General features: G+C 32.3%; 8 protein-coding genes. All 8 read right to left on the bottom strand.

The window, feature by feature from the left end; genetic code table 11:
- Window positions 1-1,814 precede the first annotated feature (1,814 nt).
- On the bottom strand, window positions 1,815-2,264 hold the full coding sequence (locus ACFSR1_RS08050; RefSeq protein ID WP_378291391.1) for a hypothetical protein: 450 nt from the start codon (window positions 2,262-2,264) through the stop codon (window positions 1,815-1,817).
- A gap of 213 nt (window positions 2,265-2,477) precedes the next feature.
- Complete coding sequence (locus ACFSR1_RS08045; protein ID WP_378291389.1) at window positions 2,478-2,897, bottom strand: hypothetical protein; 420 nt, start codon at window positions 2,895-2,897, stop codon at window positions 2,478-2,480.
- Window positions 2,898-3,670: 773 nt separating this feature from the next.
- Window positions 3,671-4,129, bottom strand: a complete 459-nt coding sequence (locus tag ACFSR1_RS08040; RefSeq protein WP_378291387.1) for a hypothetical protein — start codon at window positions 4,127-4,129, stop codon at window positions 3,671-3,673.
- A gap of 189 nt (window positions 4,130-4,318) precedes the next feature.
- The gene (locus ACFSR1_RS08035) at window positions 4,319-4,624 is read right to left on the bottom strand and encodes a type II toxin-antitoxin system RelE/ParE family toxin (RefSeq protein WP_378172618.1); all 306 of its coding nucleotides are present in this window, start codon (window positions 4,622-4,624) and stop codon (window positions 4,319-4,321) included.
- Window positions 4,624-4,842, bottom strand: a complete 219-nt coding sequence (locus ACFSR1_RS08030) for a hypothetical protein (protein ID WP_378172620.1) — start codon at window positions 4,840-4,842, stop codon at window positions 4,624-4,626. Before ACFSR1_RS08030 ends, ACFSR1_RS08035 begins: the two co-directional genes overlap by 1 nt.
- Window positions 4,843-4,976: 134 nt before the next feature.
- The gene (locus tag ACFSR1_RS08025; protein ID WP_378291385.1) at window positions 4,977-5,369 is read right to left on the bottom strand and encodes a hypothetical protein; all 393 of its coding nucleotides are present in this window, start codon (window positions 5,367-5,369) and stop codon (window positions 4,977-4,979) included.
- On the bottom strand, window positions 5,369-5,872 hold the full coding sequence (locus ACFSR1_RS08020; protein WP_378291383.1) for a hypothetical protein: 504 nt from the start codon (window positions 5,870-5,872) through the stop codon (window positions 5,369-5,371). Before ACFSR1_RS08020 ends, ACFSR1_RS08025 begins: the two co-directional genes overlap by 1 nt.
- Before the next feature lie 196 nt (window positions 5,873-6,068).
- Window positions 6,069-6,872: an ATP-grasp domain-containing protein gene (locus ACFSR1_RS08015; RefSeq protein WP_378291381.1), complete on the bottom strand. Its 804-nt coding sequence runs from the start codon at window positions 6,870-6,872 to the stop codon at window positions 6,069-6,071.
- Window positions 6,873-7,036: the final 164 nt, after the last annotated feature.

Raw genomic sequence — 7,036 nt, 5'->3', positions numbered from 1 at the left:
TCACTTTTTCAATTGATCTAAAACAGTATTTTTTAAATGAGCGAGGACTATAGGTTTCAGCTTTATTTTCTTTCAAGAGTGTTGCTTTCGCACTGCTGATTACATCCTTAATTATTGTTTACAACGTTAAATATATGTGTCGTAGCAGGGCAAAATGTCACCCTATTTTCGACAAAAACTGCGCATTGGTTGCTAACTTTTTCATTCTGCAAGCATTGCGCCACTGTAAAAATACACAGACTTTTCGAATCCTCACTTTGCTGCTATGAACACATATATAGTGTTATGGCACGTACCACTTTTACAAGCCAGAACTTAGTAAACAAGCCGCAGTAAAGTGATATCAGATTGCGAACTGCTCCATATTATTTTTCTTAATCTCCAGCGATCACTTTACTGCCTCTGGATATATCACTTACAAAACTAAAAAATCACAAATCCTTTTTCCGTCAAAACTATCATAATGAGCCAAAAAAAGCGATTTTTCAGCACGTTTTACTCCGAAACTCTCCGTTTTCGTGTTTTTTTCATCGCTTTTTTACTTTGGATCCGAGACAAACCACTGAAAAAACTCTCAGGTCAAACGATCGAGGTTCGTCCGCAGAAAGGTTCAGATTGCGTTTTGCTTTTCAGATAACAAGTATGTGCCCTAACGTTTAATATATGTGTCGTAGCAGGGCAAAATGTTACCTTGCTTTTCGATATTTCTGCGCATTGGTTGCTAACTTTTCCTTTCAGCAAGCATTGCGCCACTGTAAAAATACACAGACTTTTCGAATCATCACTTAACTGCTATGAACACATATATAGTGTTATGGCACGTACCACTTTTCCAAGCCAGAACTTAGTAAACAAGCCGCAGTAAAGTGATATCAGATTACGAATTGCTCCGTATTATTTTTCTTAATCTCCAGCGATCACTTTGCTGCCTTTGGATTTATCACTTACCAAACTAAAAAATCACAAGCCCTTTTTCTGTCAAAATTATCGTAATGAGCCGAAAAAAGCGATTTTTCAGCACGTTACTATTCCGAAATACTCCTTTTGAGTGATTTTTTCATTGCTTTTTTACTTTTGATCCGATACAAACCACTGCAAAAATTCTCAGTTTACACGATCGAGGCTCGTCCGCAGACAGGTTCAGATTGCGTTTTGCTTTTCAGATAACAAGTATGTGCCCTAACGTTTAATATATGTGTCGTAGCAGGGCAAAATGATACCCTGATTTTCGATATTTCTACGCATTGGTTGCTAACTTTTTCATTCTGCAAGCATTGCGCCTTGCCAAATATACAAGAACCAATCGATTGATCACTTAGCTGCTATGATCACATATATGTTGTTACCATACGTTTTTTTGAAATTCAGTATGCGTTTTATTCCGCAAAACACTTCATATATCCGTCCGAGTATTGTCCGCCGCACGTTTTGCTTGGTTTCCATTCCGATTCCAATTAAACTTCTGCAAATCCATCATTTTTTCGTCTGAGTAATGTCCGTTGTTGCGTTTTCATTTTCAGATTCCGGTTAACTAATCAATTCAGGAATTAGTTTTTCGTCAGTTTTTGATTCCGATTCCGTTTCAACTTTTCAGATCATACTAGCTTAATATCAAGTAATTTATCCGAACTGATTTTTATGTATGGTAACGTTTAATATATGTGTCGTAGCAAAGCAAAATGTTACCCTATTTTCGACAAAAACTGCGCATTGATTGCTACTTTTTTCGTTTTGCAAGCATTGCGCCTTACCAAAAATACAACAACCATTTGATTGATCACTTTGCTGCTATGACATCATATATCGTGTTATCATTATTTTTTTAAGTTCAGAAGACGTATCATTATATGCCAGAAACCATAGTAGTCAACCTTTTTATTCAACCAAACATCTATTGAATTCCGATTATGATTATTTATAGTTAATACTTCGTATTCAAACTTTCGAATCATTCTATCTGGTTGATTTTGTTTTGCTTTCTTAGATTCTGATTTTGGGACTTCGAACCCTTTAATTTGTTCGATTCCGATTAAGCACAACTTCTCGCTTTTAATGGCTAGCTTTTTCGTTCCTACAATTAACCAGTTACCATTTGGATGTCCAAACTTAATTATTGGAATTCCAAATTTAGATTGATCAATATTGCTTTCGAATTCCTTTTTAAAGTTGTTGGATAAGTCATCATATAAAAATGAATATTCTGTAGGTATTCCATATTCCACAGCTTTCTCACTTATATTATTTTTGATTTCTAAATCCGTCATACTTAATTAATGATAACGTTTAGTATATAGCAAGTAGGGCAGAAGAAAGCGATAAACTTTCAAGTTTGCACTGAGCCAAAACGTTGTATTTTGTTTTTAATTTATTCATTCTTAAAAGCCAAATCAACGATTTGGCGGTGTTTGTAAATAACACTGACCTTTCGTGAACCACTGAACACCCTATTTGCTATATACAGTGTTAGCAACTGGCTTTTATTTTTTTGTATTCGGCTTAATTTCGAAGTTACTGTTCAGATTATATTTCCAATCGTCGGTAAATTCCATAAAGCTTCTCCCGTCCGTCGTTGTCAAAACCATTCCCTCAACACTTGCAGTATAAAATTCATTCCAGTTTTGGATAAAATCCGATGTTTTTACTTTTATAATTGGGTCATTCCAATCCAACCAAGTATAAAGAAATTCAGATTTTGATAATTCACTTTTTTTCAACCAATCTGTTATTTCCGATTCGTTGTTTTCATAGTCAAAAAAGAATTGATAATGATTTTTCGATTTATTCCAGTCAACAGTTGAGTGGTCAATTTCCCAATATTCTCCTTTGTTACTGATTCCCAACTTTGTCAGGAATTTATTATACCCGTTATCTTTTCCATCAATTCCAACTGACTCCATAAAAGTCAGATTTTCGTGTAAAAAATGTTTTTTATTGGTCAAAATTCCCATAGGTTCTTAACTTGTTGCTAACGTTTAGTATATGTGTCTTAGCAGAGCAAAATGTTACCTTGCTTTTCGATATTTCTGCGCATTGGTTGCTACTTTTTCCTTTTTGCAAGCATTGCGCCACTGTAAAAATACACAGACTTTTCGATTCTTCATCTAGCTGCTATGACATATATATAGTGTTATGGCACGTACCACTTTTACAAGCCTTAACTTAGTAAACAAGCCGCAGTAAAGTGATATCAGATTGCGTACTGTTCCGTATTATTTTTCTTATTCTCCAGCGATCACTTTGCTGCCTTTGGATGTATCACTTACCAAACTAAAAAATCACAAACTCTTTTTCCGTCAAAATTATCGTAATGAGCCAAAAAAAAGCGATTTTTCAGCACGTTTTGCTCCGAAACCCTTCGTTTTCGTGGTTTTTTTATCGCTTTTTTACTTTCGATCCGATACAAACCACTGCAAAAACTCTCAGTTCATACGATCGAGGCTTGTCCGCAGACAGGTTTAGATTGGGTTTTGCTTTTCAGATAATAAGTATGTGCCCTAACGTCTCGTATAAGAAACGTAGGGCAGGTTATAAGCGATACGTTTCGGATTGGTACTAAGCCAAATATAAATATTTTGCTTTTATCCTTTCTCTCATAAACGCCAAATTTTATATTTGGCGGCTTTGCAAATAAGCACAGACCTTTTGATTAGCTCAAAAGCCCTATGTTTTCTTATACATTGTTAGCATACGTTTTTAATTCCGTAATTCTTTTAACAAAGTCGTCCCAATTTGGTCGAACCAATTCATTTTGGTTAATTTGAAGAATTTCATATTCATTAAATCGAAATTCAACATTATTTGTATAAATTTCGAGTGAGGTAATTTCGTTTATTTTTCTGTGTTTGTCTTTTCCAAGCTCGTCAATTCCATTCTTATCAATAAATAGTACTCTTCTCTTGGATACAGTGTATTCAAGAAACAAATAAATCAGTGTTAACATTATTAGTATTCCTGTATAAACATTTAAGTTGGATATGCAGAGTGCTACTATTAACAATATAAATCCTAAATTCCAATAGTCAAAATTATTCTTGGATAGCATTATATGACTGTTATCATCAATGATTTTCTCAAATTTTTGATAAGATAAAAAAGAGGAAATTAAGTATGGTAGAAATATTAGAATCATAACTAATTCAAATTTCTCAAAATGGAGTAATATCAGATAGCCAACTACTAAAAAGATGGTCTTAAATATCAAAGATTTATTAAATTTTGTCATTTTTTCAAAGTTTTGAATGTATGCTAACGTCTCTTGTATGGTGTGTTTGCTTCCCGAAGGGAGCATATGCACTATACAAAATGTTAGGTTTTCGTACTATTTTAATTGCTTTTTAAGTTTGCTTGGGTTTTGCCTTGTATCAAAGAGAGTAATTATTTCGATTTCTTTTTTTTCAAAATTAACTCTGTAATAAAAAGTCGTTTGTTTTGTAACAACACATTTATAAAGTCCATTTAACTCCTTAGATCTTGGACAACTATCGGGTTGTAAAGTTATTTGATTAATTTTTTCAGTTAATTTAGCTACAAACTCGTTTTTAACTTTTAAATTCCATTTTTCTATAAGATATTCAGTGAGTTTTAGAAGTTTAGATTCGGCAAGTTCGGATAGGTAAACTTTCATTAAGAAATCTTTTTCAAAACATCATCATAGGAAATTCGTTGGCCTTTTTCGAGTTCCTCAATCCCTCTTTTAATTTCTTTTTTTTCTGATGCACTTAAATCATTCCAAAAATCTGCTTTTTCATTGTTAATATAGTCAGTCACTTTTTTAATGAATTCACTACTATCGATATTCAAAATCATTTTAACCAGCTCAATTTTAGAAGTTTTAATATCCATTTCCTTTCCTTTGTTTCAAAAATACGAAAAAATTAAATTTGATTCTTATTTGGGTATAAAACCTAACGTTAAATATAACAAACGTCGCTGACCTAAAGGGCAGCTATGTTTTGTTATATAGTGTTGTGGTGTCGTTATTTTTTATTTCCGTCCAGAATTTGATTTACAGTTTCATTTTCTGGTTTATAAAACTCAAAAGTACTTGTTTGTCCAACTTCAATTGCAATTCTTCCACAGTTTTCACATTCAAACATACTTTGCGTTTTTTCATTAGTGTGCTTTGATATTAAATCGTTTATCATTTCAAAGTCCTTCATATCTGTTGGATAGGGAGGAACAAAGAAATTCTTTTTTATCCATTCCATTCTCTCATTAGAGTCTTTTGAATCCAAAAGTTCACTTACACTTGAAGAAATATTATCATAAACCCTGTCAATTTGGTTGTCAGGAATCAAATATCCTTTATATGATATATTATTAGTCTGATCAACAATAGTATGTCCACAAACACATCTTAACTTTCCCATTATTCAACAAGTTTGAATTTTCGTCCGATTAATTCACACTTTTTGGTCACATTCCAAAATCCAAATCCAGGAACTCCAGTAGGTATTTCCCAATAGATTATTTCTCCATTTCGTTTTCTCAATCCGAATTCCGATAAATGTCCATTGTGTTTAGTTATAATCTTTTTTTCTTTATCTACGACAAATGATTTGTAACCATTATGCCATTCAAATTCAGCGTAATTTATGATTTCCATCTTGTCAGAGTCAATTCTGATGAATTTTTTTGTGGTATTAACAATAAATTCCGATTCCGATATTTTTAAAACCAATACTGGAATCTCATTACTTTCTAAATTTAGTCTTTGTTTTAGTTCAATTTGCAATTCCGCATTGAGTAATTCAAATAGAGTAAAAAGTTCACTTCCGTTAAAATCTTTTTTGGTTTTATTAAAATAGTTGAAGAACCAAAACTCAATTCGTTCTTTTATTTGTTTAGCAGATTTTTCTATTATTTTCTCCATTTTTTTCAATGCACCACAACGGCTCTGTATAAGAACAGTAGGGCGGAAAATGAGCGACTACCATTCGGTTAAACACAAGCCGAATTTTTAAATTTCTATGTTTATTTTTCCTTTTAAATATAGCCAAATTTAAAAATTTGGCGACTTCACAAATGCGCTCGAACCATTCGGATTTGCTACAATTGCCCTATTATTTTTATACTTTGTTGTGCATAGTGCCTTCCGCATTGTTTCCATAATATTCTTCAAGCGCCATAATTATTCTTTTTACGTTTCCATTGTAAAAGCCAGCGCTATTGATACAATTAATTTCCATTATTTTCCAACCTTCGTAAGTCAATGCTATATCCATCACATAGGCATCCGCAACATTATATAATTCCGCCATATTTTGGGCAAACTGCAATCCTTCATTTGCTACATAATCTTCAAATTCAATTCCGCCGTGAAATCTATAATAAGAACTTGTAACTATTTTTTTTCCTACTATCCATATTCTTGCCTCTTTTATTAGTTTATAAGGTTCTGAAATTTGTATTGCTGTGTCTTTATTTATTCTTTGATTTTGAGTATCGTTTAAGCTATTATAAACAAAATCATTCCATTCGGATTTATTAAAAACTTTTCCAGTAAAGACTTTTGCATCTATACTTGGCTTTATGAATAAATCAGTTTTATTTGACCAATCAACTTCATCAGAAAATTTCGTTATGTAACTTCCAAAATTAATTGTATTAATTCCGTATCCTTTTGAATATTTTGCAAATTCGTGATTATTCCCATAAAAAGAACCTGGAAACCAATCAAATTTCGCTGTCACTTTAGCTAATTTAACTGAACCATAAACGAAAATATCTTTTCTGTCAGTTTGTATTTCAAATTCATTACTATTTGGCTTGAATTCTACACGTTCATAATCAAGTTTGAGTTCTTCCAATACCTCAAAAATCACATCGTATCTTGGGTCTTGGAATACATTCTTTTGAATTATGTAATACATTTTATTTTAGTGTAATTTGTTTTTTTTGCATTATGCACAACGTTAAATATATGGCAAGTTGGGCAGAAAATAAGCGATTACTTTCGGTTTAGCCACAAGCCAAATGTTTTGTATTTTGTTTTAATTTTTCTCTTTTAATACCAAATCAAAAGATTTGGCGACTT

Source organism: Aquimarina rubra, assembly GCF_042684305.1.
Classification (GTDB): domain Bacteria; phylum Bacteroidota; class Bacteroidia; order Flavobacteriales; family Flavobacteriaceae; genus Aquimarina; species Aquimarina rubra.
The sequence above is the reverse complement of the archived record's forward strand: the minus strand, read 5'-3'. Positions and strand labels throughout refer to the sequence as shown.

Bases quoted from the DNA above. Each gene is read 5' to 3' on its own strand.
- ACFSR1_RS08050 (WP_378291391.1), bottom strand. From the start codon at position 2,264: ATGACGGATTTAGAAATCAAAAATAATATAAGTGAGAAAGCTGTGGAA.
- ACFSR1_RS08045 (WP_378291389.1), bottom strand. From the start codon at position 2,897: ATGGAGTCAGTTGGAATTGATGGAAAAGATAACGGGTATAATAAATTC.
- ACFSR1_RS08040 (WP_378291387.1), bottom strand. From the start codon at position 4,129: ATGATTCTAATATTTCTACCATACTTAATTTCCTCTTTTTTATCTTAT.
- ACFSR1_RS08035 (WP_378172618.1), bottom strand. From the start codon at position 4,624: ATGAAAGTTTACCTATCCGAACTTGCCGAATCTAAACTTCTAAAACTC.
- ACFSR1_RS08030 (WP_378172620.1), bottom strand. From the start codon at position 4,842: ATGGATATTAAAACTTCTAAAATTGAGCTGGTTAAAATGATTTTGAAT.
- ACFSR1_RS08025 (WP_378291385.1), bottom strand. From the start codon at position 5,369: ATGGGAAAGTTAAGATGTGTTTGTGGACATACTATTGTTGATCAGACT.
- ACFSR1_RS08020 (WP_378291383.1), bottom strand. From the start codon at position 5,872: ATGGAGAAAATAATAGAAAAATCTGCTAAACAAATAAAAGAACGAATT.
- ACFSR1_RS08015 (WP_378291381.1), bottom strand. From the start codon at position 6,872: ATGTATTACATAATTCAAAAGAATGTATTCCAAGACCCAAGATACGAT.